At 39.2% G+C, this 25,573-nt stretch carries 30 protein-coding genes, 1 pseudogene and 1 other annotated feature; of the genes and pseudogenes, 24 read left to right on the forward strand and 7 right to left on the reverse strand.

Going from position 1 to position 25,573, the window contains the following annotated elements; all coding sequences use genetic code 11:
- Positions 1–146: 146 nt before the first annotated feature.
- From CD004_RS09530 to CD004_RS09575, 10 genes and pseudogenes are all read left to right on the forward strand, one after another.
- Positions 147–773, forward strand: a complete 627-nt coding sequence (locus tag CD004_RS09530) for a hypothetical protein (RefSeq protein WP_233434980.1) — start codon at positions 147–149, stop codon at positions 771–773.
- 271 nt (positions 774–1,044) lie between these two features.
- Entirely contained in the window at positions 1,045–1,530 is a 486-nt protein-coding gene (locus tag CD004_RS09535) for an NUDIX hydrolase (protein ID WP_102262543.1), read from the forward strand.
- Positions 1,531–1,734: 204 nt separating this feature from the next.
- Positions 1,735–2,091 carry a DUF952 domain-containing protein gene (locus CD004_RS09540; RefSeq protein WP_102262544.1) on the forward strand — a complete coding sequence of 119 codons (357 nt, stop codon included), beginning with the start codon at positions 1,735–1,737 and terminating at the stop codon, positions 2,089–2,091.
- Between the two features lie 142 nt (positions 2,092–2,233).
- Complete coding sequence (locus CD004_RS09545) at positions 2,234–2,701, forward strand: hypothetical protein (protein ID WP_102262545.1); 468 nt, start codon at positions 2,234–2,236, stop codon at positions 2,699–2,701.
- 160 nt (positions 2,702–2,861) lie between these two features.
- Positions 2,862–3,389 carry an RNA polymerase sigma factor gene (locus tag CD004_RS09550; RefSeq protein WP_102262546.1) on the forward strand — a complete coding sequence of 176 codons (528 nt, stop codon included), beginning with the start codon at positions 2,862–2,864 and terminating at the stop codon, positions 3,387–3,389.
- Positions 3,373–4,128 carry a hypothetical protein gene (locus tag CD004_RS09555; protein ID WP_102262547.1) on the forward strand — a complete coding sequence of 252 codons (756 nt, stop codon included), beginning with the start codon at positions 3,373–3,375 and terminating at the stop codon, positions 4,126–4,128. Before CD004_RS09550 ends, CD004_RS09555 begins: the two co-directional genes overlap by 17 nt.
- A gap of 298 nt (positions 4,129–4,426) precedes the next feature.
- The gene (locus CD004_RS09560; protein WP_102262548.1) at positions 4,427–5,368 is read left to right on the forward strand and encodes an SMI1/KNR4 family protein; all 942 of its coding nucleotides are present in this window, start codon (positions 4,427–4,429) and stop codon (positions 5,366–5,368) included.
- Between the two features lie 180 nt (positions 5,369–5,548).
- Positions 5,549–6,181, forward strand: coding sequence for a DUF4304 domain-containing protein (locus CD004_RS09565; protein WP_102262549.1), 633 nt, complete (start codon positions 5,549–5,551; stop codon positions 6,179–6,181).
- A 154-nt stretch (positions 6,182–6,335) separates the two neighbouring features.
- Positions 6,336–6,725: pseudogene (locus tag CD004_RS09570) on the forward strand (RidA family protein).
- 213 nt (positions 6,726–6,938) lie between these two features.
- A complete protein-coding gene (locus CD004_RS09575; protein WP_102262550.1) occupies positions 6,939–7,142 on the forward strand; it encodes a hypothetical protein in 204 nt (67 codons plus the stop codon).
- A 225-nt stretch (positions 7,143–7,367) separates the two neighbouring features.
- Here CD004_RS09575 and CD004_RS09580 read toward each other — a convergent pair whose 3' ends face one another.
- Positions 7,368–7,808 carry an Lrp/AsnC family transcriptional regulator gene (locus CD004_RS09580; protein WP_102262551.1) on the reverse strand — a complete coding sequence of 147 codons (441 nt, stop codon included), beginning with the start codon at positions 7,806–7,808 and terminating at the stop codon, positions 7,368–7,370.
- A 123-nt stretch (positions 7,809–7,931) separates the two neighbouring features.
- On the opposite strand from CD004_RS09580, the gene CD004_RS09585 reads away from it, so the two are divergent.
- The 12 genes from CD004_RS09585 to CD004_RS24295 all read left to right on the forward strand — a co-directional run bounded on the left by CD004_RS09585 (position 7,932) and on the right by CD004_RS24295 (position 17,323).
- Positions 7,932–8,363, forward strand: a complete 432-nt coding sequence (locus CD004_RS09585) for a carboxymuconolactone decarboxylase family protein (protein WP_102262552.1) — start codon at positions 7,932–7,934, stop codon at positions 8,361–8,363.
- Between the two features lie 266 nt (positions 8,364–8,629).
- Positions 8,630–8,989 carry a hypothetical protein gene (locus CD004_RS09590; protein ID WP_102262553.1) on the forward strand — a complete coding sequence of 120 codons (360 nt, stop codon included), beginning with the start codon at positions 8,630–8,632 and terminating at the stop codon, positions 8,987–8,989.
- A 95-nt stretch (positions 8,990–9,084) separates the two neighbouring features.
- Positions 9,085–9,261, forward strand: a complete 177-nt coding sequence (locus CD004_RS09595; protein ID WP_102262554.1) for an amino acid transporter — start codon at positions 9,085–9,087, stop codon at positions 9,259–9,261.
- A gap of 169 nt (positions 9,262–9,430) precedes the next feature.
- Positions 9,431–10,450, forward strand: coding sequence for an STAS domain-containing protein (locus tag CD004_RS09600; protein WP_102262555.1), 1,020 nt, complete (start codon positions 9,431–9,433; stop codon positions 10,448–10,450).
- A 198-nt stretch (positions 10,451–10,648) separates the two neighbouring features.
- Positions 10,649–10,876 carry a hypothetical protein gene (locus CD004_RS09605; protein WP_102262556.1) on the forward strand — a complete coding sequence of 76 codons (228 nt, stop codon included), beginning with the start codon at positions 10,649–10,651 and terminating at the stop codon, positions 10,874–10,876.
- Positions 10,877–11,015: 139 nt separating this feature from the next.
- Positions 11,016–11,441 carry a DMT family transporter gene (locus CD004_RS09610; RefSeq protein WP_102262557.1) on the forward strand — a complete coding sequence of 142 codons (426 nt, stop codon included), beginning with the start codon at positions 11,016–11,018 and terminating at the stop codon, positions 11,439–11,441.
- A gap of 39 nt (positions 11,442–11,480) precedes the next feature.
- The gene (locus CD004_RS09615) at positions 11,481–12,179 is read left to right on the forward strand and encodes a Crp/Fnr family transcriptional regulator (RefSeq protein WP_102262558.1); all 699 of its coding nucleotides are present in this window, start codon (positions 11,481–11,483) and stop codon (positions 12,177–12,179) included.
- 12 nt (positions 12,180–12,191) lie between these two features.
- Positions 12,192–12,698 (forward strand): DMT family transporter, encoded by a 507-nt coding sequence (locus CD004_RS09620; protein WP_102262559.1) that lies wholly within the window; start codon positions 12,192–12,194, stop codon positions 12,696–12,698.
- Between the two features lie 178 nt (positions 12,699–12,876).
- On the forward strand, positions 12,877–13,821 hold the full coding sequence (locus tag CD004_RS09625) for a methyl-accepting chemotaxis protein (RefSeq protein ID WP_102265054.1): 945 nt from the start codon (positions 12,877–12,879) through the stop codon (positions 13,819–13,821).
- 206 nt (positions 13,822–14,027) lie between these two features.
- The gene (locus CD004_RS09630) at positions 14,028–14,855 is read left to right on the forward strand and encodes an STAS domain-containing protein (protein WP_102262560.1); all 828 of its coding nucleotides are present in this window, start codon (positions 14,028–14,030) and stop codon (positions 14,853–14,855) included.
- 195 nt (positions 14,856–15,050) lie between these two features.
- Positions 15,051–15,262, forward strand: a binding site (T-box leader).
- A 54-nt stretch (positions 15,263–15,316) separates the two neighbouring features.
- Positions 15,317–16,753: a proline--tRNA ligase gene (gene proS, locus CD004_RS09635; protein ID WP_102262561.1), complete on the forward strand. Its 1,437-nt coding sequence runs from the start codon at positions 15,317–15,319 to the stop codon at positions 16,751–16,753.
- Between the two features lie 474 nt (positions 16,754–17,227).
- Positions 17,228–17,323, forward strand: a complete 96-nt coding sequence (locus CD004_RS24295) for a putative holin-like toxin (protein WP_226674980.1) — start codon at positions 17,228–17,230, stop codon at positions 17,321–17,323.
- A gap of 278 nt (positions 17,324–17,601) precedes the next feature.
- On the opposite strand, the gene CD004_RS09640 is transcribed toward CD004_RS24295, so the two are convergent.
- The gene (locus tag CD004_RS09640) at positions 17,602–18,711 is read right to left on the reverse strand and encodes a DUF4179 domain-containing protein (RefSeq protein ID WP_102262562.1); all 1,110 of its coding nucleotides are present in this window, start codon (positions 18,709–18,711) and stop codon (positions 17,602–17,604) included.
- Complete coding sequence (locus CD004_RS09645; RefSeq protein WP_158651520.1) at positions 18,701–19,279, reverse strand: RNA polymerase sigma factor; 579 nt, start codon at positions 19,277–19,279, stop codon at positions 18,701–18,703. Before CD004_RS09645 ends, CD004_RS09640 begins: the two co-directional genes overlap by 11 nt.
- A gap of 260 nt (positions 19,280–19,539) precedes the next feature.
- On the opposite strand from CD004_RS09645, the gene CD004_RS09650 reads away from it, so the two are divergent.
- Together CD004_RS09650 and CD004_RS09655 are read left to right on the forward strand one after the other, a co-directional pair.
- The gene (locus CD004_RS09650) at positions 19,540–20,322 is read left to right on the forward strand and encodes a GNAT family N-acetyltransferase (RefSeq protein WP_102262564.1); all 783 of its coding nucleotides are present in this window, start codon (positions 19,540–19,542) and stop codon (positions 20,320–20,322) included.
- Positions 20,323–20,452: 130 nt separating this feature from the next.
- Entirely contained in the window at positions 20,453–20,710 is a 258-nt protein-coding gene (locus tag CD004_RS09655) for a hypothetical protein (protein WP_102262565.1), read from the forward strand.
- 53 nt (positions 20,711–20,763) lie between these two features.
- Here CD004_RS09655 and CD004_RS09660 read toward each other — a convergent pair whose 3' ends face one another.
- The 4 genes from CD004_RS09660 to CD004_RS09675 are packed head-to-tail and all read right to left on the reverse strand — an operon-like array spanning position 20,764 to position 25,400.
- Entirely contained in the window at positions 20,764–21,165 is a 402-nt protein-coding gene (locus tag CD004_RS09660; RefSeq protein WP_102262566.1) for a hypothetical protein, read from the reverse strand.
- A gap of 3 nt (positions 21,166–21,168) precedes the next feature.
- A complete protein-coding gene (locus CD004_RS09665) occupies positions 21,169–22,563 on the reverse strand; it encodes a sensor histidine kinase (protein ID WP_102262567.1) in 1,395 nt (464 codons plus the stop codon).
- Entirely contained in the window at positions 22,560–23,231 is a 672-nt protein-coding gene (locus CD004_RS09670) for a response regulator transcription factor (RefSeq protein WP_102262568.1), read from the reverse strand. Before CD004_RS09670 ends, CD004_RS09665 begins: the two co-directional genes overlap by 4 nt.
- Positions 23,232–23,279: 48 nt before the next feature.
- Positions 23,280–25,400, reverse strand: coding sequence for an MMPL family transporter (locus tag CD004_RS09675; RefSeq protein WP_102262569.1), 2,121 nt, complete (start codon positions 25,398–25,400; stop codon positions 23,280–23,282).
- Between the last annotated feature and the right edge of the window lie 173 nt (positions 25,401–25,573).

A 25,573-nucleotide genomic window follows, 5' to 3' on the forward strand; every position in this document is an offset into this window, starting at 1 on the left:
TAAACGAGTGCGTTAATCCATGAAGGACTAACGCCCTTTTTGTTTTTGGATTCCTTATTAAATAAACGATGCAGTAATGTTGAAGAAGGAATATAGTAAATTATTGTCGAAATATAGATATATAGTAAAATTTGGGAGTTGATTTTTTGGAGAAATTTAAAAAAATTGAGGTGGAACAACTTAATATTGTTGATAAAGATGGAACGGTTAGACTTAAATTATTTAACAACCAAAACATTCCCCCTGCAATTATTGACGGAGAAGATATTCTCCCAGGCCATCGCCAGAGTGATCCTATCGCTGGAATGATGTTCTATAATGCAGAAGGTGATGAGGCTGGTGGTTTAATTTTTGGTAGTCAAAAAGACAATGATGGCAATTATACATCTGGTGGAAGTTTGACTTTTGACCAATATAAACAAGACCAAGTTGTCCAGATGGAACACTATGAGGAAAACGGTAAAAAAAATTATGGTTTTTCTATTTATGACCGGCCAAATTCCAATCTAAGAGAAGATATTGAAAGAGATAAGGATATCCGAGAGTCAAATAAATCGGAAGAAGAAAAAAGCCAGGAATTGAATGAATTATGGGAAGGAAATGTCCGCCGTGCCTTTATGGGGAAAAACGTGGACGGGGATGTAATTGTACAACTTTCTGATAGTAAAGGACAACCAAGAATACGTATGGTAGTTGATCAATATGATATTCCAAGAATGGAATTCCTTGACGGGGACGGAAAGGTCCTTTATAAACTGCCACCAGAAGAATGAGTGTCTTCATCAGATTTATTTCAATGTAGGTTAATCAAGAATGATTAACCCTTTTTTAATTTCTTGTAATAAAAAAGAAAAGGGTTTCTGACAAGAAGCCAAGTTTGTTAAGCGATATTCTTAAACATACAGTTACGTTGATCCTGATGAATTAGAGTCCTTTTTTTGTTGAACTCTTTATTAAAAATACGAAGTAGTATTGTGGAAGAGTCAACATTGTCTGTATTTAGCAAATCATATCTAAATTGTGGTAGTAATGGAGGGATATACAATGCAAATGCCAGTACATATTGTTGCTGCGGGAGGCTTTGTTGAAAATAACAAAGGCGAAATATTATTAGTCAAAACCCGTCGAGATGGTCAATGGGTATTTCCAGGAGGTCAAGTGGAGGTCGGAGAAAATTTAATAGATGGGGTGATTAGAGAGGTTAAAGAGGAAAGTGGTATTGATGTTAAAGTATCTCATTTGGTAGGAGTTTTCTCTAATACAGCAACTTATGAGGGGCATAGCGGGGTAAAGATCGTACCCACAAAAGTTATGTTTGATTTTGTTTGTGAACCCGTAGGTGGAGAATTGACAACATCGGATGAAACATCAGACAGTTGCTGGGTTAGTAAAGAGGAAGTTCTAAATATGGTCTCAGCACCTGCACTGCGTACACGATATCAAGCATATTTAGATTATAACGGAAGTGTCCATTATATGGACTATATAACTAAGCCACAGTTTGAATTAAAATTTAAAAGAACTATATAAGAAAAATAAATTAACATTTAAACCTATTTACTCACCAATATTGAACAAACGAGGGCGTTGATCCAGGAAGGATTGAGGACCCTTTTTGTTGAAATTCTTATTCAACAAACGGAGCATTATGTTCCAGATTAAAAATGCTTATAACGTCTATTTTTCAAGAGAGTTTTTTAACTGAAATCTAAAAAATGCAAATGAGGCGAAAAGATGATTATCTTGCATTGTTTGACCAAAAGTAATTGGGATAAAGCCAAGGAAAACTCCTATTTCGGCTGGGAATCAATTGAGGCTTTTGGTTTTATTCATTGTTCTTCTATCGAAAATTTTTGGAGAGTTGCTCCTAATTTTAAAGATATTGATGAACCTTTGTTGCTTCTTTGCATTGACTCAAGCAAAGTTGAAGCAAATATTAAATGGGAAGATGATGATAATTGCGGTAGAAAATATCCACATATTTATGGTGAATTAAATGTTAATTCAGTTGATACAGTGTTGCCCTTCCTAAAAACCGATCAAGGGGATTTTATTCTTAACAAAGAATTGGAACAACATATTTCTGTTTAAGCTACGGTGCTTTGATCCAAAGAAGATTGTAGGCCATTTTATCTGATTTGTTATTGAACAAACAAGCAGTAATGTTGAAGAAGGATTGACATTGTAAGGAGTCGAATATTATCTGTATCCTTATGATAAGGGAATGATATAAATGGAACAAACCATTTCTATAGAGGTAGAAGTAGATTCACTAGAGTTCAACCAAAATATTATTGGGAACATTTCTTTTGTTGTTGATTACCATCGCTACTTTCCCGATGAAGGATGGTCTGATTTTGTAGTAATTATTTTTTCTTGGTGGATTAAATCATTTAAGGGATTGTTAGTTTCTTCTATAGGCCGAACATTCAAGTTTGACTTTATGGATGGAACTCCTGTTATTCTCGGTAAAAAAGTATGTCCATCTCAATCTCGTATTGAATTGTCGTTCGAATTTGATAAGGGAAAAAGGGTATTGGAATTCACCGCAATATGCAAATTAGAAGAGTTGGGGAACAGTCTGCTTACAGCTTCCAAAAAGGTTTTAAGAGTTGTTGAAAGAAATAAGTGGAGCAGCGAAGAGATAGCTGAACTTAAAGACTTAACATTGTCACTCGAACGTTATTTTCAAAGTACTTAAACTATCAATAAAGTCATATTTAAGAAGGAGTTGCTATGCCAGCTCCTTCTTTTTGCTATAGGAGCCGATAAAAATATAAAGAAAAATAATAAAACAAACCAAAACCTTTTTTGAACCCACACGTCTAAGAATTAAGTGAATTAACAAGGAGAGAAATTAGATGGCAGACTACAGGGAAGATGATATTCATGAGTGGTACAATCTGTATCATCAAACAATTTTTAAATATATTTTTATGCTTACAAAAGATTATCAGCAAGCTGAGGATTTAACTCAGGAAACATTTTTTAAGGCCTATAAATACCATCATACTTTCAAAGGGAATTCTAGCGAAAAAACATGGTTGTTCAGTATCGCTCATAATGTGACTGTTGACCACATGAGAAAACAAAAGCCAATTCGCTTTTTTAAAGAGTTATTCCAACCTCAAATTGACATTAAACTATTGCCAGAAAATGTGGTTCAGCTTAAAGAAAGTTCAAAGGAAATTCATGAAGCACTAAGTGCACTTAAACAATCGCACCGGGAAGTTATCATCCTTAGAAAGATCAAGGGTTTTTCAATTACCGAAACAGCAGAAATATTGGATTGTTCGGAAAGTAAAGTTAAGTCCACATTGCATCGTGGAATGTTAGCTTTGGAAAAAAGATTAATTAAGGAGTCGGGGTTAAATGAACATACAAAGTGAATTGAACACTTATAATCGTGCTCTTCAGAAAGTAGAATATGATTTGGAATGGAGTCAGGAGCAAGCCGATTTAGTCAGGAGAAAACTGGAGGGGCAAATTTATAAGGAAAAGATTAAATCTCGGGCTTTCAAGATTTTCGGTTACGTATCATCTATAAGTATCACTTTTTCTCTTCTTTTTTTGCTAATTATTCAATTGGGGAATGAAGATTCATTTGTCTCAGGAATGCTATCAAACAAAGAAAAGCTGTATACAATGGAAGTGATTAACGGGAAAGAGACACCGGTTTTAACCGAAAAAGGGATGGAATATGTCGTTTATCCAATGGATGCCTACAAGGAGATCAATACAATCTCAGGAGAACCATTTCTTGGCGTATCTATTGGAAAAATAGGTAGTAAAGAACAAATATATACACAGGCCTCTTACCCGACTTCAGAAGGAAGGTTTATTTCAGTACATTATTCAAAAAATGAAACGGGATCAGTTGAAGAAATGAGTAGGTATTTTTTTCCTGGATATCCCCTCTACGGAACAAAAGTCACGGAAATAAACGTTTCAGGTCAACGGGCGTTTCTACATGAACCTACAACAGAATATGGTTCAGCTGCCTTATATATCGTTACCAAAAAATATGTTTACTATATGACTAATCATGGGTTGTTAGATAAACAGCAGGGTGATTCTGAAGAGTTAATCAAACTTGCCAACTTGTTTAATTTTGAGGTTGAAAGATAAAGGTTAGATTTTAGAATGATAATCTACCTAAATAATTGCCGAAGCATAACTTGGGGAATAATTTAATTTAGTGAGTTAACAGGAATTAAAAAGTTTGTGAACCGTTATAATTTAAGGTAAGGGTGCTTTGATCCAAGAAGGATTAAGGCACCTTTTTTTGTTGAACTCATTATTAAGCTAAAGGGGCAGTTTAGTTGAATAAGAAATCCTATAAGATTATTGAATAAATAGAGGTTATTTAATAATAAATATCGAAAATAGTCATAGTTATTTATCCGATATTATTATGGAGGATGAAATGAAGAAAGTAATAAACATGATTAATCCCAGTTCCAAAGTGGCTGGTGTGTCATTGCTTGAATTAAAAAAAACAGAAAAAGAACTTGGCGCTATTTTCCCAGAAGAATACAAAGGAATCTTTTTAGTAACGAATGGAGCAAAATTTGGCGATTGGACTTTGTTTCCTATTCAAACTAACGGACAATCAAGAGTGAAAATGGATATTGTAAAACAGAATCGCGAGAACAGACCGATAAATTTACCAAGTGATATGATTTGTATTGGTGAAAGTATTAAAGGTGATAAACTTTGCTACCGTATTAGGAAAAGATTTTTTCAGGAACTAATTTTTATTTGGAATGATAAAACTGGGATAAGCGAATGTAAAGCTCCAACACTAAGGGATTTTATAGATTGGTATGTGCCAAAAGTCAATACTAATAAGCCTCAACCTGTTGGGACTTTTACCGTGGAAACTGCAGAGTTAATTGTCACTGATCCATGTTATCAGGTGGATGAAGAAAGCCTGCAAATCATTCTTTCAAATGTGAAAAACGGGAAATGGACAGCATCTATCACTTACACTGATGAAGAAGTGGTTAAAAGCTTATTTGTATATTATGGGGAAAAGAAACCGAGTGGGAAATGGCATGAGTGCGAAAAAGCGATTTCAGTGGATTCTGCTCAAGCTGGAATCTTTGATTGTGCGGTATTCGGTAGAGATGAAGCCATACAGTATGAAGTGAAAAATGTTTATGACATAAAGATAGATGAAGGTGGATTAAAATATTATGTTGCCTGTTGTGATGTTGTTGCTTCAGATTCTCAAGGGGGAGTAGTTCCAGGTGGTGCGGTTGCGATGTCTGGTTACGGTGACGGAATGTATGAGGTGAAAGTAAAATATAACACTTATAAAGAAGTTATTGGAGTGAAGATTGACTTTGGAGAAGAAGAGGAATAATACTTCTCACAAACAGATAGTGAAATACACTAGTTCTTCTTCAACTTATAGGTGCGTTGATCCAAAAAGGGTTAACCACCTTTTTTGTTGAATCACTTATTAAACAAACGAGGCAGGATAGCTTAATAAGAAGTGATTATATAATAGGTTAAACTTAACCATTTCAGAGGTGGGCATGTAATGATAGGATCCCCAGAAATAAATAAAACAATTAGAAGAATCTTATCACCTTCATTGAGAGAAGCAGGATTTAATAAAGTGAATTCGAGACAAAACTGGGCGTGGATTGACCACTGCATATGGGTATTAGAAATAAGAGCCGTGGGTAAGTATTTTTGCGATGTAACGGGATGGCCTCCAATGTCTATTAACGTTGATTTAGGTATTTACTACGACTTTATTCCGTCAAGACACAGTGACATAAAAATAGGTACGCAAGGTGAACTCTTACCGAAACCATTTCAATGTCATTTCGAGAATCAATTATACTGTCATATTGATCAAACAGGTTACAAGAATCATTTAGATAATCCTGCCGAAAAAGAGAGAAAAGATATTTGGTGGGTTGAACCTGATGGAAGTAATATAGAGGAAGTTATAACAGATATAAAAAACTCTTTTTCAAGAGATGGGTTGGAATGGTTTAGAACATATACGAATTTAAAGGCAGCTTTTAATGAAATTGAAAATCAGCATAATTCATTGAATAAGTTTTATAAAGCAAAGTATTTTGCAGAATATCTAAAAGACAGGGAAAAGATAAATAAATATACACAATTGTTTGATATGGAGCAGAAAAGAATTAATATGTAAATCATCTAAGGGTTGCCTCAATCTGAATGGTACAAGGCTTTTTGGGTGGAATTATTTCTTATTGCACTATAGCAGCAGTTTGGTTAAACAAAAGGACAAGCACTAATGGTAAAATACGGATGTATATCTTATTAAATAGTAAAGGTGATTGCATATGAAAAAATCAAGAAACCCAGACACTATCCATTCTCCAGTAGCTCCGTATGTACATCAAATATAAATAACAGGTCCTAATAAATGGTTAACCTTATCTGGGCAATTAGGTATGCAGGTGGATGGAACAGTACCAGAAAATCCTTTAGAACAAATGAAATTAGCATTGAAAAACATAAAGAGGAATCTTGAAGCAGCTAATATGGAAGTAACTGATTTAACTAAGTTAGTATTTTATTTAGTTGGTGAATTTGAACCTAATCAAAGAAGAAAAATTATAAGTAATTTTCTTGGTGAACATCTTCCTTGTACAACAATGGTTTATGTAGTTGCTCTAGCTGCCCCTGCTTTTAAGATTGAAATTGATGCTTGGGCTTGCAAAGAGGTTTAGACAGAGTAGGAGCCATTAATTATGTTGAAGCTCTTATTGAGCTAAAGAGGCAGCATTCCTGTAATAACTTTGTGAGGGAATGTACTTAAACAAAAAGGTGCGATGATCCAGGAAGGATTATCGCACCTTTTTGTTGAATTTCTTATTCGACTAACGAAGCAGTAATTTTGAACAAGAGTAGTAAAAACAATATAGAGAAAGAGGTGCATATAAATGGTTATCACAAAAGATATGCCAGTATCAGGTATTGCGAATAGTTGGAGTGAAACTAAAGAAGTGTTCGTAAAATACGCTATCCCTTATGACTCTAATAAGGCATTACAAGAACACCTTCAAGATGACCAGCTCAGTTCAATCATATCTGAAATAAATAAAGTGATTGGTAGTTCAGAAGCAACTTGTATTGAAGGTGGCTGACGAGTTAAATAAGGCACTGGATGTGCCTTTTGTTTATTGTGCTAACGGGTGCTTTTCTTCAATACAGTCAGATAATAATCGCTTGGAGCCAAATATCGGTCTCCAAGCATTTTTGTGCTAATTCACTTTCTGAATTTAAGTAAATATTAATAGGAATTTAACAAGCTGAATAAATAAAATTTGCCGCCTGAAGAGACGGCAATATTCGAATGTAAGAATAAAAGTCTACGGTGTGTAGTTCCTCGGGGTCGTTGGTACTTGTGAGAAAATAAAATGTGTAACCGTATGGGCATAAGGATTAACATCTTCAATGAATTTCTCTGCTTGTGAAAAGGTTTCGAAATGAAGCTTAAGCATAAAACATGCGTTTCCTGCTATCCGATAACAAAACTCTACATTAGGAAGGTTTTGAATATAGTCCTTGAATGATTTATAATCTCCGTTTTTAACGGTAGCTTCAACAATACATTGGATGGGCATTCCTAATTTCTCATAGTCGATTTCTAATGTATAGTTTTTAATAATTCCAAAAGACTCCATTTGCCTGACCCGTTCTGTTACTGATGGTGAAGATAAGTTCACTCTTCTGCTGAGTTCACTCATTGACAGCCGGCTGTTTCTGCTTAATTCATCTAAAATCTTACTATCTGTATCATCAATTTTCATATTTAATGTATTTCTCCTCTAATTCCTTAAAATCATTAAAAATATCTTTGTTTTTAATTCTTTGTTTAATGTGAATTCTGTTATTGGTTTTCTATAATTAAATATAGCAAAGGGGGAATTTTAATGGCAAGAATAAAAGAATCAAATATGGGAGAAACACGATTTCAACGCCTTTTAGGTCATAATGCAGAGGTAATGCATGGCTGGAATCGGCTTGGGAATGTATTAGAGAAAGATGGACTTCTTACTTCCGAATTAAAAGAACAGGTTAGAAGAACACTGGCTCAGCGCAATGGATGTGAGTATTGTAAAGCGAAAGGCAAACCAGATCCGGAAAAGTTCGATGAAAAAACGTCGATTGCGGTTGGTTTTGCTGAAGTCTTTTTGGTGCAGAGGGGTGATATACCTGATTCAATCTTTAAAGTATTGCAAGAAAGCTTGACTGAGGAAGAAATTAGCGAACTCATTGCCTTTATTTCCTTCACTACAGCTTCGCAATTTTTTGGAGCCATGATGAAACTGCAATCCGAAGGCGAAATGAATACCTTTATATAAGGTCTTGAATTACAGTGTAGTATTAATCCAGTAAGACTTTAACTAGTTAACCAGTTACTTCCAAAGAGCGGTCATCCTTTAGGGTAACCGCTTTTTTCAGCTCGTATGACCTGATAAAAGGATATCAAATTGGGTGGACCAGCACACTAATTGGATAGAATTACTTGTCACTTGTTGGATTCACAAACAATAATTCCCTTGTTCGCTGAAAAACATTTGGGAACTTTTTGCAGAGGAATATCGTATGTAAAAAGAGGTGAAGACAAATGATGAAAAGGTTAAAGCTCAGTTTCTATATAGTGGTCGGCAGTTATACAACTCTTATCCTAATCTCATTTCTTATGATTGGGAACTTTGATGGTACTAAGGTTGGGGTTTGGGGATTTATATTAGGTTTCATACTCTTATTTACTGCTTTGCCTTTTCATAAGATCATTTACTTCGGAGGAAGAGGGCTTATGGGTGTGCAATCAGCCGAGATACCGGGCGATGAACATCTGCACCATAAGATTCACAAACAATACGAGAAAGAACAAATCGGTCAAAACCAAGGCAGCAGTCAGCGACAGGATGTCCTTACAATCGCAGGGATATCCGTCATTATTATTGCCGTTTTCTTAGTATAAATTGAAGTCTTGAGTTTTTGTTTATGTGCCAATGGAACTTTTACCAGTGTGTCCCGAATTTGATAGGAATATGTGCAACCATAAGGAGTGTTATCATGTCCGATAAAAAGCCTATTAATGATGCAATGGAACATATGAGCAAAATCGAAGGAATCCCAACTGATGTAAATTTGAGAAAGTTGCCAAAGCCGCTGAGGTATTTTGGCTATTTCATGATTGGTTTCTTTACGCTATCCATACTCTTTATCATGATCGCTAATCTCTTGAAATAACAATATAGGCAACTAATTGTTCTGGTGCTAGAAAATACATTAAAGCTATTTAATAATAGGTAAATGGTACGATCCTTTGATTCCATCCGTTTGTCAGACCGGCAAATTGGCAATCTATTACTGTTTTAGTTAGAATGGAACTAATTCATATTAATAAGGGAGTACTAAAATGGGACATTCTAACCATCAGTTAAAAGTGAACAAAAATGAATTTATTTGGAATACACAAGAAGGGGAGCTGACTTTTGATGGCGCTCCTGCTTTGCTTTTCTGGGACTCGGCGATCGAGTTGTTCTTGAATACGATTGAAGAAATTTCCGGAAGTGATGTGTCAACTACTGTCTATGAAGTGACCGGATTCCGCATGGGCAAACTTGTTAGCTCCTATTATGAAGGCAGGACAGATGTGGTAGAGTTGCTGAATGAATATAGTGATATTTATAAAAGCGCAGGCTGGGGAATATTCGAAATTCATGATTACTCTTATGAAGAGAAAAGAGCTGTCGTGAGAATACGCAATAGCTGGGAACACCGCATTTTCAAACTGGCTGGTAAAAATAAGGCAGGAGTATTGCTGCCAAGCCATTGGGCCGGTATTTTCAGCGGTCTATTCAAGCAAGACATGTGGTATAAAATGACGAAAAGCCAGCAGGAAGGCCATGAATATGATGAGGTAGAAATCTTCCCATCTACAGTGACCATTTCGCATAACATCCATGAACTTGCAAGGAGGAAAGAACAGGAAAGCATCATGGAATTGGAGAAGAAGGTAGAGGCGCGAACAGAGGAGCTCAACTCTTTGGTACAAGAGCTCTCTTCGCCAATCATTCCGGTCCTGAAGGGAATCCTCGTCCTCCCGTTGATTGGCAAATACAACGAAGAGCGGCTCACCAGCATGATTGAAAAATCATTGGTTGAAATTACAAGGCTAAAGGCTAAATACCTCTTAATTGATTTAACAGGTATTAAGAATGTCGATTCATATACAATCCATGGCATCCAGAAACTCATACAGTCAATCCGCCTGATTGGTGGTCATTGTTTTATCGTAGGTGTATCTGCGGAACTAAGTATCCAAATATTAAGTTCCAACGTAAAAATTGAGGGAATCCAATCTTTCTCTAGCCTGCAGCAAGGTGTTGAATATGCCATCCAACAGAACGGATATGAACTGGTGAAAAAGAATTAGCCATGGAGCTGAACCGTAAATTCCCGGTTCAGCTTTTTTATAATACTCTCCATATACAATTAAGAAAAATTACCAATCTTTTAAGCTTTGTGATAGATCTCTTTTAAAATAACCGCCAACACGTTAAACAAGTTTATATTCTTGTATAAAGGGAAAGAAATGAAGGAACACACATCGTAGAATAGGAGATGATAGAAAATGAAATTGAAAAATGTACTATTGTCTATCCCATTAGGTGCAGGAATTATGTTGGCCGGTTGTTCGGCGGATGAAGAGCCGCCACCGGAAGATGAAAATAACATGGAAAACATAGAAGAGCAGGAAGATAACCAAGAACCAGATATAACTGAAGAGCCTAGTGAAGAAAATCCTGATGAAGAAGAACCAGATTTAGATGAAGAGCCTAGTGAAGAGGATAATAATTAGTAGTGAGGAAAACACCTGTCATTGTACAGGTGTTTTTTGTATTTAAGGATAATTATACTCGTTTAAGGACATATGTCCTTTTCGTATCTTCATGTTCTGTCATTTAATTAATACAAACATGAGATTTGGGGAGAGAGAAATGAAAGGTTTAATTTTTGCTTTTTTAGGGGGAGCTTTTATCACGCTGCAAGGTGTGGCTAATGCGAGAATCAGCCAGGACATTGGTACTTGGCAGACGGCTTCGATTACCCAACTTACCGGGTTTTTAGCTGCTCTGTTTGTTTTGATTTTTGCTGTAAAAGGGCAATGGCACGGGCTCGGAAAAGTAAGGCCGCTTTATTTGATTGGAGGTACGTTCGGAGCGATTGTTGTTTTTAGTAACGTAACTGCGATCCATTTTATTGGGGTTACTCTTACAGTTTCTGCGATGTTGATTGCTCAGCTTGGGATGACGTTTTTGATTGACCGGAACGGATGGTTTGGTGTAAAAAAACAAAAAATGAGGATGCCGCAGCTGATTGGCATTACAATGATGGTAGCAGGTGTAATGATCCTGGGTTGGTAATCGAAGGGATTAACAAGATTAAAGGGGCAGGAAAAGCTTATGAAAGAATTAAAAGCATTGGAACAGATAGAAACGTATTTGCGGTCTCACCAGATCGAGTCATTATTTAATGAGGAGATTCTTCCTTACCTAACGTTACTTGAATTTGAAAAAGGGGAGCAGATCTGTTCCCAGGGCGAGGCTGTTGAGTATCTGTATATACTGGTTAAGGGGAAAGTGAAGATTTTTACCACTTCTGAAGAAGGTAAGACATTGATTCTATCCTTTAAAACTCCGCTAGAAGTCATCGGAGATATTGAATACGTCCAGGAAATTGATACGATCAACACCGTAGAGGCTGTTTCTCCTGTCGTCATGATCGGAGTCCGGCAAAGTGTACTGCGAAGATTTTTAAAAGATCACTCTCCATTCCTGCAATTTTTATTGAAAATCATTACAAGGAAATTCTATATCAAATCCCAGTTCATGCGCCATAACATTCTGTATCCTGTTGAAACAAGACTGGCAAGCTATCTCGTATCTGTAGCCTATGATGAAAATGAAGCGCTGGTCAATGGGAAGGTAAGTACATCGAATCTCACTGACATTGCCAATCTAATCGGAACTAGCTACCGCCATCTTAACAGGGTGATTAAAGAATTCTGCATAAATGGCCTGGTGGAGCGAAACAACGGCGCAATCGAAATTAAGGATTTGGAAGGGCTTAAGTCTCTTGCGAAGGAAAATCTATATGAATAGGGAGAATAAACCATGCTTTTAGGCTTACTATTTGCATTACTGGCTGGCACGCTTGTCGGCCTGCAGAATATATTTAACAGCAAGGTCAATGAAAAAGCGGGCTCATGGACCACAACGACATTAGTATTGGGGTTAGGATTCCTGGCATCCTTCATCCTCGGCCTGTTCTTTGAAGGGAGCAACATGTTCAATCTGCAGCAAATGAAAGGTTGGTACTGGTTCAGCGGCTTGCTCGGAATCGGAGTCGTTGCAGGCATCGTCCAGGCCATAAAGTATCTCGGACCGACCTTCGCGATATCAATCGTGTTAACTTCACAGTTAGGGTTCGCGGTATTATGGGATTCATTAGGCTGGATGGGATTGGAGAAGGTACCGTTTACTTTCCAGCAATTCCTTGGAGTACTCGTCATAATAGCTGGAGCCATTGTCTTTAAGTGGAGCGAAGGAAGGGAAGAAAAAGCTGAGGTTATACCTACCCGACATGATCCGAAAGCAGAAATATCAAGATCAATAGGATAATTCCACCCTTATATGAAATTAAAACCTGATCTTTTCATTGAGTGGAGTATAATCTGTTGTGTTCTTTTAAGAAAGCACATAATCTATTGTGATATACATCACCACAACCGAACTATGTTATTGCTATACTTTTCATGCAAATATTGGGAAAGCGTGGGAAAGCAGAATGCTAATAACAATGAAAAGGTTAAAGGTTGCAGAAGAAGAAAAGCAGGCACTTCAAAATAAATTCGATCAATTGTACTCACAATTTGGAGAAAAAGAAGCATTTTTCCAAGCGTTCATTGAAAAGTTCTATCAGGAACTGGGAAGTACGATCGCACAACATGAACTTGTGAATAATCAGCATTATGAATTAGGGGATATGGTCGGTAAAATAAAGATTCACTTTGACAAGGTGCATGATATCAGTCAAGATTCTGTCGATCATGCGATAGGATTATCAAATAAGGGGTATGATTTGATCCACTCTTCTAAGGAAATGGTCTTGAAGGCTGATGAGGGAGGAGAACTGGTCCGTCAAGCTGAACAGCTGATTATGCGAGTCGGGGAAATCTATGATCAAGCATACCAGAATATGATGAAATTGAATGACCGCTCAAAAGAAATCGAAATGATCGTGAAGGTTATTAAAGAAATAGCTGACCAGACAAACCTTCTTGCCCTAAATGCATCGATTGAGGCGGCAAGAGCTGGGGAGCACGGGAAAGGATTTGCAGTTGTCGCTGAAGAAGTTCGGAAACTTGCTGAGAGTACGGCGAAAAGCACAAATGATATAGGGTTCCTGACAGCAAACATCCAAAGGGAAATTAAAGAAAACATGGATTCTGCCACTTCAAGTGCAGAACTGATTCATAAAAGTATAAACTTAAGCAAGGAAGCATCAACTGGAATGGAATGCATTTCTTCCTTTATAAAAAAGGTTGAATCTGAAGTTGATGAAGTCATTGTGGAGATTGACCATCAAAAAGGCAGCTCTCAAAAAGTCATGGACGAACTTACTCAAACGAAAACTCTGTTCGACCAAGTAAATGAGCTGATTCACAAACATATTGAAGAGGCAAGCAAAGTGGATATGAAACTGGAAGAAACTAATAAGCAAATTGAAACATATGGTTCTTAAATATAGTAGAAGTGGACATTCGTGAACTCTGAAACAAATGGAATTGCAAAATTCATATAAAAGAGAAGCATTCCCCGGTGACTTCTGCGCGAATAATAGCAACCAATACTTCTAATTTTATTTCAGGTTAATTTTATCGTTTTGAATCTAGTCATGTTATAATTTAAAATATTAATTTTTCTGAATGAAATTTAGGAGCTGAACTTGTGTATCCAATCGAAAGATTTTCTAAATACCTACTTGATAATGCAGATGAAATCAGTAAGGAAATAACCGATTATAATTTAAAAAAACTTGAAATCAATCTTCCGGAAGAAATTATCGAACAATCGTTGAAAAACAACAAGGCATTCGTTGAATTTTTGGGTAATACACTTAACCTGTCGAAAGAAGAAGTCGCGGTGACGTTCATTGCCTGGCACAAAGAAAGACAAGCAAATCGAAGGGAATATCAATTTAGTCATGAAGAGCTCGCGAGTATTCTGAAGCCCTATGCAGAAACTCGCCTTCAGTTAATTGAAATGCTGACGAAGATTTCAGTAGGAGAGGGGCTTTCCACAGAAGAAGTGGTTTTCGTCAATAACCGAATCAGCTACTTGCTCGATTTAAGTATCACGGAAACAATGATCGAACGGGAAAGGCTCGCAAATGAACAAAATAATAGGAACCAAAAGATCATCACTGAGCTGTCATCGCCAATCGTTCCGCTAGAACAGGACATGGCCATCCTGCCGCTGATCGGCGAGTTCGATTTCGAACGCAGCGACCATATCATGACCCATGTCATCCCAAAGGTCAGTGAACTCAGAATCAAGAAACTGATCATCGACTTCTCTGGAATTGCCATGATCGACGCAGAAATCGCAGCGCGTATCTTCAATATTAATAAAGTCCTGAGACTGATCGGCATCGAGACGATGCTGACAGGCATACGCCCTGAACTCGCAGTCGATGTCATCAACACAGGAGTCGACTTCTCTAAATTGAACACATATGGAACAGTTCACCAGGCACTTTTAAATTACGCAAAATAAACATGATCAAACAAGGCGGCAGTATAAGAACTGCCGCTTTTAATGAAGGAAAGAACTTACTCTCGGGAAGCTCCTTCCTATCCAAGAATCTCTGGTTGAGAGAGTTACTGTTCACAGAGTTTTTCGAAGCATTAGGCACGTCCCTAAACTTCAATTTGAAATCCTGATAGAAACTTGATATATTAATTTATATATAAGTAATCAATGATGTGATCAAGTAAATAAGGATTGTGAATCCAGAGAATATAGCCTTGGCTGAAAGCTATATCACCCCTCCTTATTGAACCCTGCCACGGAGATGTTAGCGAAAAACTAACCGGGTCGTTCCGATACAAACTTTTAGAGGATATTCTATGAATGTCGAACTAAGGTGGTACCACGTCTATTAGCATAAAGACGTCCTTATCAAGGACTCTTTATGCTTTTTTATTTTACATTTGAATATTCAGGAGGAAAAGAACATGGCACAGCAAACAAATGATTTTACAAAATGGTATATTGATACGATTCAAAAAGCGGAATTATTTGATTACACTCCGGTTCGCGGCTGTATTGCTTTTAAGCCGGATGGCTATGAAATCTGGGAGCACATTCAGGGGGAAATGGACAAGCGGTTCAAGGAAACAGGCCACCGCAATGCTTATTTCCCAATGTTGATTCCGGAAAGCTTCTTCCAAAAGGAAAAGGACCACATTGAAGGCTTCTCGCCAGAACTTCCTTGGGTTACAGAAGCTGCAGGAGAGCAATTAGAAGAACGTCTGGCATTGAGGCCAACTTCGGAAACGATGATTGGGCATCTGTATTCAAACTGGATTAAAAGTTATCGGGACCTTCCAGTCTTGATTAATCAATGGGCAAATGTATTCCGATGGGAAAAGAAAACACTCCCATTCATCCGCACCTCGGAGTTTTTATGGCAGGAAGGTCATACTGCTCATGTCGACGAGGAAGATGCGCGCAAGGAAACGATGCAAATGTTGAACATTTATAAGGAAGTGGTCGAAGGATTGCTTGCGATTCCAGTTTATGATGGCCAAAAAACGCCGTCTGAACGATTTGCCGGTGCTGTTGACACCTATTCGATCGAAGCGATGATGAAGGATGGAAAAGCAGTCCAGGCTGGAACATCTCACTACTTGGGCACGAAATTTGCGGAAGCATTCGATATTAAATACCTGAATAAAGAAAACAAACACACATTTGTGCATACAACATCATGGGGTACGTCAACTCGTTTGATTGGTTCTGTCATCATGGTGCATGGGGACGAACAGGGTCTCGTACTGCCGCCAAGAATCGCGCCGACTCAAGTGGTTCTAATTCCGGTTGGCCCTTGGAAAAAGAACCCGGCAATTATCGAGAAACTGGATGAGATTTTTGCCGCTTTAAAAGCTGAAGGCATTCGCGTTCGGCTTGATGATTCCGATCAATCACCAGGATATAAATTCAATGAGTGGGAGTTAAAAGGTGTTCCTGTCCGTATTGAATTAGGGCCACGTGATTTAGATCAAAATCAGGGCTTGATGAAGGCTCGGGATATGGATGAGAAGATTTCTGTGCCATTGGAATCCATGGTCGAAAAAGTCAAGAACGAATTAGAAACGATGCAGACTCGTCTGTTCGAAAAAGCAAAAGCGTTCCGTCAAGAGAATTCTCATACACATATCGATAGTCTGGATCAGCTCGAACAGCATATTGCAGAGTCCCAGACAAGTGGAAAGATTCCAGGTTGGGTATTGGCAGGCTGGTGTGGAGACGATGCTTGTGAAGCAAGTGTAAAAGAAAAAACGAAATTCACAACGCGAAACATCCCATTCAACCCACCAGCAGAAAAACAGACATGCATCCATTGTGGCAGCGAAGCAAAACACACCGTCTGGTTTGCGCGCGCTTATTAAGGGAAGCGGTCATTATAAGCGGAGTGATGGTCTTTTAGTGGTTTGAAGGAAGGGAAGAAAAAGCACTAGCAGTTTTGGTGTCCCGAATGATAGGGAAGAAGAGTATCTTATTAGATAGACATTTAGCGGCAGTTTCGATGACTGCCGTTTTTTTAGATATATGTGGGGACATATAGTATGCTGCTTTTATAAAATCAGAGTAAACAAAACTGTCGACGGGTCATATGGATGATCGTAATCCTGAATGTCATTTTGGTATGAAATAGGAAGCAAAATTCCGAGGATAAGAAAAGTGAAACCAAGGCAGTGTAACTTTTTCGTGTTAAATTCGTTTAGCCCAGATCACAACTATAAAATGGTTCTTAGGATCAACATATAGGCGAACGTACTTTCTTATGGTATATTTTATTTGTACAGTAAATGCGGGGTGGGCAGCGGTTATCCCTCACTTTCTTAGGGAAGGAGGTGCCGCTGATGGTTACGTACGAAGCAATGAACATGATGATCAGTTTCGCAACTTTAATCATTGCCTTAGTCGCGTTAGGTATTTCTGTAAACAAAAAGAAATGACCTACCCTGCACCGCCAAATGTTTGAGTAGGTCATTTCTTATTCTATTGGCCCCTGCACTTCAAGCGGCTTGCTGTACATTGAGTTTCCGGTTGCACCCGGAAGCTCTTTTTTAATATATGGACTTTACATATATATTATAAACATTATTAAACCCGAAAGTAAATATTATAACCCGTGAACATTTAGTTCGCTTTGAATAACTAAGTGTCTACGGTAGACATCATTGCTGATCTTTATCTGTAAGGCAGAACAGCCTAAGATATATGATCATTTTGTTTATTTAAATAGCTTTTCCTCAATATTAAATTCCTTTTTATCCTTTGTCCTTACGACAATCTTATATGGGTCTTGTTTTACTTTTGGCCATATTTCGTCTGATTTGATAAATTCCTCGGCCATTGTATAAAGATCTGTGGCGTGAGCGACGGCTTCTTTGTCGGTGCTTTTCATTTTCATGGTGATGAAAATGGTCATAAAGCCGTCTTTACTTTTATAGCCCACACCGGATACTTTGTATTTTTTATAGGTCATGAATTCATGGCCAATTCCTGAAACTGCGTCACTCCAGCGTGCGTAATGTTCGCGTTTGGCCAAATCGAACTTCCTGAGTTTGACCTCTACATGCTCTCTGCCGTTGGCAGCGAGGGCATCCTCTACAGCCTTTTTGATTTGATCCACTTTTGCCTGCTTTTCGATACTTGGGATTTCAAGTTCCACTTTACCTTCCATATAACCGACAGGGTTCTGGTAATCAAATGGTTCAAGGGCCGCCTGGACGATTTGGAACACTTCATCAGTTTCCTTTTCGATTTCAGCTTGTTCCTGTTTCCATTCTTCAGAAGGTTCGCGATGTGGTCTTACTTTTACGTAATAATCCTCAATTCTCGTTCCTTTGAATTCCTTGCTCTTAACCATGTCATGTCCGATATTTATAACATCATTTTCTATCTGCTGATACTGTTTTTCTGGGGCATCCAATGTAATGATGATGCCTTCATTTTTGCCACCGACAAACTCGTTCACTTGCTTCACAGGATATCCTTCTTTTTTCAGAGCCTGAGTCAGTCTTTCTGACAAGTCTTGTTCGGGGCTATTAAAGATTGAGCTTAACGGAGGAATCTTTGATACTACTTTCGCCATCGTAGGGGAAACGAATCCTGAACCAACAAATAACATGAAGCTGGCAGCGATGGCGGCAGTCGTTACACCTGCTTTTTTCCAGAATGTCCACTGCTTTTTTAAAGATTTATTGAACCCTTCAAGCTCATGGGCAACTCGATCACTCCGATCATCATCAAATTCACCAGCTGCGAATCGGCCCGGCAACTCTTTTGTAAACTTTTGCAGCGAATCAGGGATCTGCATTTTATCCTTATCATATCCCATAAGTATTCCCCTCCATCTGAAAGTGGCTATGCTTTTTCATCAGTTCTCCGAGCTTTTTCCTGCCCCGTGACAACCTTGTTTTTACGGTATTGCTGTTTTCATTGAGAATGACGCTGATCTCTTTAACGGATAAATCTTCAAAGTAAAACAGCAGTAAAGGTATACGCTGTTCATCCTTTAAACGGGTGATCAGCTGTAGCAGTTCCTGCCTGGTTTCACTTTCAACAGCCATTTCCTGAGCTGATCCGGATTGCATCTTGGAGATCGCTTCTGGATTTTCCTCAATATCAGAATACTGATTTCGCTTTTGCTTTCGGTAAACATCGATCGAACGGGTATAGACAAGCCGGTAAAACCACGCTTTGAAGTGGCGGATCTCCACATCTCGCATAATGCTGAGATAGCAGTCCTCCAGGGCAATCTGGACAGCATCCTCTGCCAGATCCCGTGAACCAAGTATAAGATAAGCCGTTCGATAGGCAGAAGAAAGCAGACTTTCAACCAGCTGGCTGAACGCTTCTCCATTACCTGCCCGAATTTGATTGATTAGTTTCTGTTCCTCACTCACTGGGCAACCTCCATAATTTATTTTCACTAGTATGTCGTTCGTAATGGGTATGTTGGTTTCATTTTTGATAAAAAAGGTGGATAATTTAACTTCTATGCAGACCGACGGACATACGCTGTTAGAAACAGATTTTACAGAGAAGTAGTTTGTGCTGTCTGTCCTTTACTATTATATAATGGAACAACTCCTGAAATTGGATATTTATGCTAAAATCAATAGAGGGAATTTATCAAAGCGATTGAATGAGGGGAATGAAATAGATGTTAGAAAGAATACTAGAGTTGGAGTTTGCCTATCTTGGCACCTTTACTGCTCGTCACGACAGGGATTGGGGTTATCTATTTTTAAATGAGAATCAGCCTGTATATTATGATGCGAATCATGCCCATGTGCGCACACCAGTCAATCATCCAGAAAAAGTGGTGGATGAAGTCAGTGCCTTTTATCAGGCAAAGAATATTATTCCAAGGTTTTACATATACAATCCCGCTGAACAGCCTGCTTTACTGCGCGAATTAAAAACAAGAGGGTTTGGATATGAGGAATTAGCAACTCCTGTACAATTATGGGATCAGAAAGTGATTAACCTCGAAAGAAATGATGCTGTTTCGGTTGAAGAAGTTACGGAAGCAAACTATCAAGAAACGTTAGAAATCGAATGCAGCATCAAAGAAATTGGCGGGCGTGAAGTCCGGGAAAAAGCTTTAAAGGAAGAGTTCGATCATCCCGCATATCAACACTTTTTGTTGAGGTATAATGGTGTCGCCTGTTCCACTGCCTGTATTTTTGCCCACGGCAGACAAGCACGTATGGAAAGTGTAGCGACTTTAGAAGAATATCGGGGAAAAGGATTAATAGGATATATCATTCAACATATTCAGCAAGAAGTCCAAAAACAAGGCTTTGAAAACCTATGGGTATTTCCTATCAACGAAAGGGTTGAAAAGGTATATAGCCGTTATGGCTTCGATACGGTCATGAAACTTACGACAGGACATGCCTTTTTAGGCGGAAAAAGCATTACCGAAATTCAAAATGGTTAACTATTAAATGACCTAATGATGTAACCGGAAAGGCAAGCGCATAATTTGGAGAAAATATGTATTCGCCGTAACCGAACTTGTCCTCTTTACATTTTCTATTATTAGTTAGTAGAAAAGGAGGTGAGTTCAGATGCCTTGTGTGATTCCAGGTTTAACTCAAAATGTTTGTTTAACTATTATCTACAATGTAAGCTCTCAAAAGCTTAAAGACTCTTTTGTTCAATGTGTAAACTCTGAGCAGGGAGAAACATGTGACCTTGAAGTTAATTATAATCCAGTCAATACAGATTTAACCATTAGAGTTCCATTTACTATTGAAGGGGAACTTACATTTACAGATAATTTCCAAGCGTTTTGTGTTACCACCGGTGTGAATATCACAACTTAATATTTGCTAGCAACAAGCAAGGGACGTATCTGTGTACGTCCCTGTGTTATTCTCTATTTATTTTTTTCTGTTTTTTCGATGAAAAAAGTAACAACCACAAATAGGATAAACGCAACAAGCAGCAGCGATCCGCCGACGATGAACAGGACCATCACCAATGTATCGTCAAGGTTAAAAGGGTTGATATTGTACATCCACATTCCGATTGTGAGCCCAAGAGACCCAATCATCCCGGTAATAGAATGAATGGCTACTAGCTTTTTAGATTTAATTTGATAGTTTTTGTAAAAAATTCCCCAGGCGAATACAGATAGCCAGCCAACCAACAGGATGTGGGCGTGGATCGGGCGCATGGCATAGTCGCCAGCACCCGCCATATGTGAGCCCATGAATGTTCCGATCAGTCCAAATATCGCTGCAAATCGTATAAGCCGAATACTCCAAATTTGTTCCATTTTTTATTCCTCCGTCTGTTTTTCTTTAGGGAGCTTTATCGTAAAAGTAGTGCCTTTTTGAATCTCGCTCTCCACTTCAATTTTTCCGTTGTGTAATTCAATGATATGTTTGACAATCGACAGTCCCAATCCTGTTCCATCTTTCTTTCGCGCCGCGTCAACACGGTAAAAGCGTTCGAAGATTTTCGAAGCTTGTTCCTTGTCCATGCCGATTCCGGTGTCCTTAAAGGTTACCGTGGCAGTATCGTCGTTTTCGATAATCTGGATAAAAATACTGCCGCCGTTCTGATTATATTTGATCGCATTCGTAAGCAGGTTGTCCCATACGGTCATCAATAGTTCCGGATCAGCGAGAATCGGGGCAGGGGGGAGATGATAGGAAATCTCAATCTCCTTTTCCTCCAGCCGCCATTGATGCCTTCTTACCGTATCCTTGATTTGTGTGTCAATCCTTGTGACGCCAAGCTTCATTGGATACGATTTCTGGTCCAGTGAGGTAAGCAGCAGGAGCTGTTTCGTCAAATTGGATAGCCGCTTTGATTCCTGGTCGATTATATCGACATACTCAAGGTGCTCCTCATCGAGCGCCTGTGTTTTTAAAAGCTCCGCATAACCCTGAATATTCATCAATGGTGATTGAAAGTCATGCGACACATTATTGATGAAGGATTTTCGCGCTTCATCATTATGCTGCAATTGAACCTGCATTCGACTGAAGCTTTCAGCAAGCTGACCGATTTCATCTCTTCGATGGATGTTCAAAGGGTAGTTGAAGTTTTCCCTGGTGATTTCTCTGGTGGCTTCTGTCAGCTTGGTAATCGGCTGGATCAGGTGTTTGGCAAACCAGATGACACCACTGATACTGACGATTGAAACCGCGACGAAAAACCAGGCGAAAATAACATGGACATCGGAAAATAATAATTTATTATTTGGTCTCAGGTACAAGCCATAGTCCTCGTCTCCAATCGTAAAGGGGACGCCAACGGTATTATCCAGCTGGTTAGAAAAATGGCTCATCATCATCCATGGAGAGTTTGAATTGTCCATTCCATGGTAGATTTCCTCCTCTTCAACCACCTTTATCGCCTCTGCTGGCAGGTTCTTTTTCGAAAAAGGTTCGCCAAAGAGGAATTCCTCGCCTGATTCACTCAGCACATAAAGCTGATAGCCCAGTTTGCTGATTGAGTCCAGATAGCCTGTGAAACTTATATGGGTTGTCGAGTGCATTTTCTCAAGACTTGATGCAACCTCTTCAGCAACCTTTACATTCTGTAAGTCAATCCGTTCTCTTGTCGAGGTCATGTAGACCCAGTTGGCTAAAATGAAGGCAATAACGATGCTGATTCCCAGGATGAGAAGGGTTGCGATGATGAATTTCCGGTACAAAGTTTTCATTTTAATTCCTCAAGTCTGTAACCAATTCCGCGGATCGTCTGGATTTCCACTGAAGCTTGGTGCTTTTTCAAGCGATCCCGAATTCGGTTGATATGGGTGTTCAGCGTTTGCTCACTGCCCTCATAATCCGCGCCCCAGGCTTGCTCGATCAATGTTGCTCGGGGAGTCGTTTTATTTATCCGTGAGGCGAGGATGCTCAGCAGCTCGAACTCCTTCAGCGGAAAAAGAATCGTTTCCTGATTGATTTCCACTTCAAAGCTGTTGCGGTCAATTTTCATATTCCCGGCTTGGATCAGCGAATCGATGACCCGTTTCATCCTGCGGAGGACAACGGCCACTCTGAATAAAAGCTCCTTCACTTCAAACGGTTTAACAATATAATCCTCGCTGCCTGAAAGGAATCCTTCTTCTTTATCGCTTAACTGGCCTTTTGCGGTAAGGAGGATGACGGGAATTTCCCAATCATCGGTAAGGATCTTTGTCAGCTCAAAGCCATTCATCCCTGGCATCATCACATCGACAATCGCAAGGTCTACATTCTGGTTTTCAAGCAATGTTAACGCCTCCTCGGCATCGTTTGCCTTGAAAACCTGATAACCTTCCTGGGTTAAATGGATGGTTACGAGTCTTTGAATATTAACATCATCATCAACAACCAAAATTCTCATACTTCAGCCTCCTAAAAAGGGAATAAGAGAGGAGGCCCTCTCTATTCCTTATTGCATCTCCGCACTGTTTTGCTTATCTTTTTCAAAGAAAATAATCAATGCAGGCAGCAGCATCCCCCGGACAAGGAAGGTGTCAATCATGATTCCAATCGCTACCATGAAACCGAATATGAATAGATCAGCGATTGGCATTGTTGTCAGGGCTGCAAATGTTGCTGCAAGGATGATCCCTGCTGAGGAAATCACACCGCCTGTATTGCGGATCGCGATTTCAAGTGCTTCCTTTACATTATGTTTCTTGCGTTCCTCGATAAAGCGGGACGCTAAAATTATATTATAATCGATTCCGAGTGCGACAAGGAAAATGAATGCATAAACCGGCACACGGGTGCTGATGGCATCATACCCAAACAGCACGTCGATCAGGAATACGCCGAGACCTAATGCAGATACGTATGAAAGCAGGATCGTTCCCATCATATAAATCGGCATTTTCCAGCGGCGAGTCAAGACAACGAGCAATCCAAGTATCAGGGCCGTTTCAAGTAAAACGATTTTAATGATGTCACCATTATTGTATTCGCGCTCATCGACTAGCTTTGGAGTGACACCGCTATAGTAAGCCTCAGCATCCAGACCTAAATCGTCAAGAATTTCAGGTGTTTTCTTCTGCAAATCTGCCATATAGTCCATAGCCTCTACTGAGTACGGATTCATCGCGAGGGCGATGCTCAACTTGGCAGCTTCATTGTTTTCAGTAATCGCTGATAGGCGGACAGAAGCAATTTCTTCATAATTCTTCAGCTTCTCTGTAATCTCGACAGCATCTGCTTCTGTTAATGTGTTATCAGCTGCTATCAATAGTGTAGTAGGAGCTAGCTCACCTTTATCATATCTCTGTTCTACTATTTCATAGCCAACGCGTGAAGGCAAATCTTCGGGGAAGCTTTTGACCATGTCGAATTCATATTCCAAATTAAAAACATTCAGGGCAGAAACAATCAGGATAATAGCGACCAGACCGCCGGAAAGCCCTGGCTTGTTGACAACGAATCTGGCAATCGGTCCCCAGACTCCATGCTTGACCTCTGTTTCAACACCATATTTAGGCACCTTCGGCCAGAAAGCCTTGCGTCCGAATAAAGTGAATAATGCAGGCACCAGTGTTACCGAAGCGAGCATGATGAAGAACATTGCTGTTCCGAAAATCGGTGCAAAGTTTTGATAATCGCGGAAATCTGCGAACAGCAGCACAAGCATCGCTGCTAATACCGTTCCGCCGGCAAAAAAGACCGGTTCACCTGTCGCACGCATCGCATGCTTCATGGCATCGAATTTATTTTCATAGTGGTTTAGTTCTTCACGGAAACGCGAGAATACAAATAATGAATAATCAATAACGGCCGCAAAAAGCAGGATACTCATGATCGAGGTTGTCTGGTTATTGATTTCCAGCCCGCCTGCACCCAAAAGGGCAACAGTCTGGTTCACGACCTGATAGACAATCCCGGTCGCCAATAATGGAATGATCGCCAACAGCGGAGAACGATAGATGACAATCAACAGGACAAGGATGATTCCGACCGTTGCCAGTAACAGCACAAAATCTGCCCGCTCAAAAAGCTTGATGGTATCGCCAGAAATTCCGGCAGGACCCGTGATATAAAAAGCTGTACTTTCAAGCTTGTTAGCAATACCTGTCCCAATTTCCGATGCCTTATCATTGATTTCAGCATACTCGTCATTGCCAAGCCCTTGTTCAAGCTCCATCGGGACAATCATCGTTGATTGGTCCTCAGAGATAAAACCACCCAGAGCTTGCGGCGGAAGGGAACGAGTATCAACGATGTTCCTTATTCCTTCGATATTCTCTGAAATGATCCCATCCAGGATTTCATTCACTTCGTCGAGATTAATGTCGCCGTTCTCGTTATGGAAAACGAGAATGCCTGGGGTACCCTGTTCATTCGGGAAAAATTCCTCAGTTTTTTGCTGCGCTATGATGGACTTTGCCTCATCCGGCAGCGATTGAAAGTTGTTTATTTTGTAATTGCCTAGTTGCGGACCTGCGCTTAAGCCAAGCATTAGCACCAGCCAGGCAATGATGGTAATCCACATCCCACGCTTCGTTGAAACCCAGTCTGTGATGGAAAAAAGCATTTTCTTCATGAATACGGCCTCCTATGTTCTTTTCTAAAATCTATCTTCAGCTCTCTCCTGATCAGCCAGAGTTACAGAATTAGGATTGAGCCTGAACAAGGAACATCATAAACTATGAAAATAAACACAACCTCAACTTTCAGTTACAATTGACAAGAGGATTCTAACAAGTAAAAGGAGAA

It is taken from the genome of Mesobacillus jeotgali, from assembly GCF_002874535.1.
Lineage (GTDB): Bacteria > Bacillota > Bacilli > Bacillales > Cytobacillaceae > Mesobacillus > Mesobacillus jeotgali.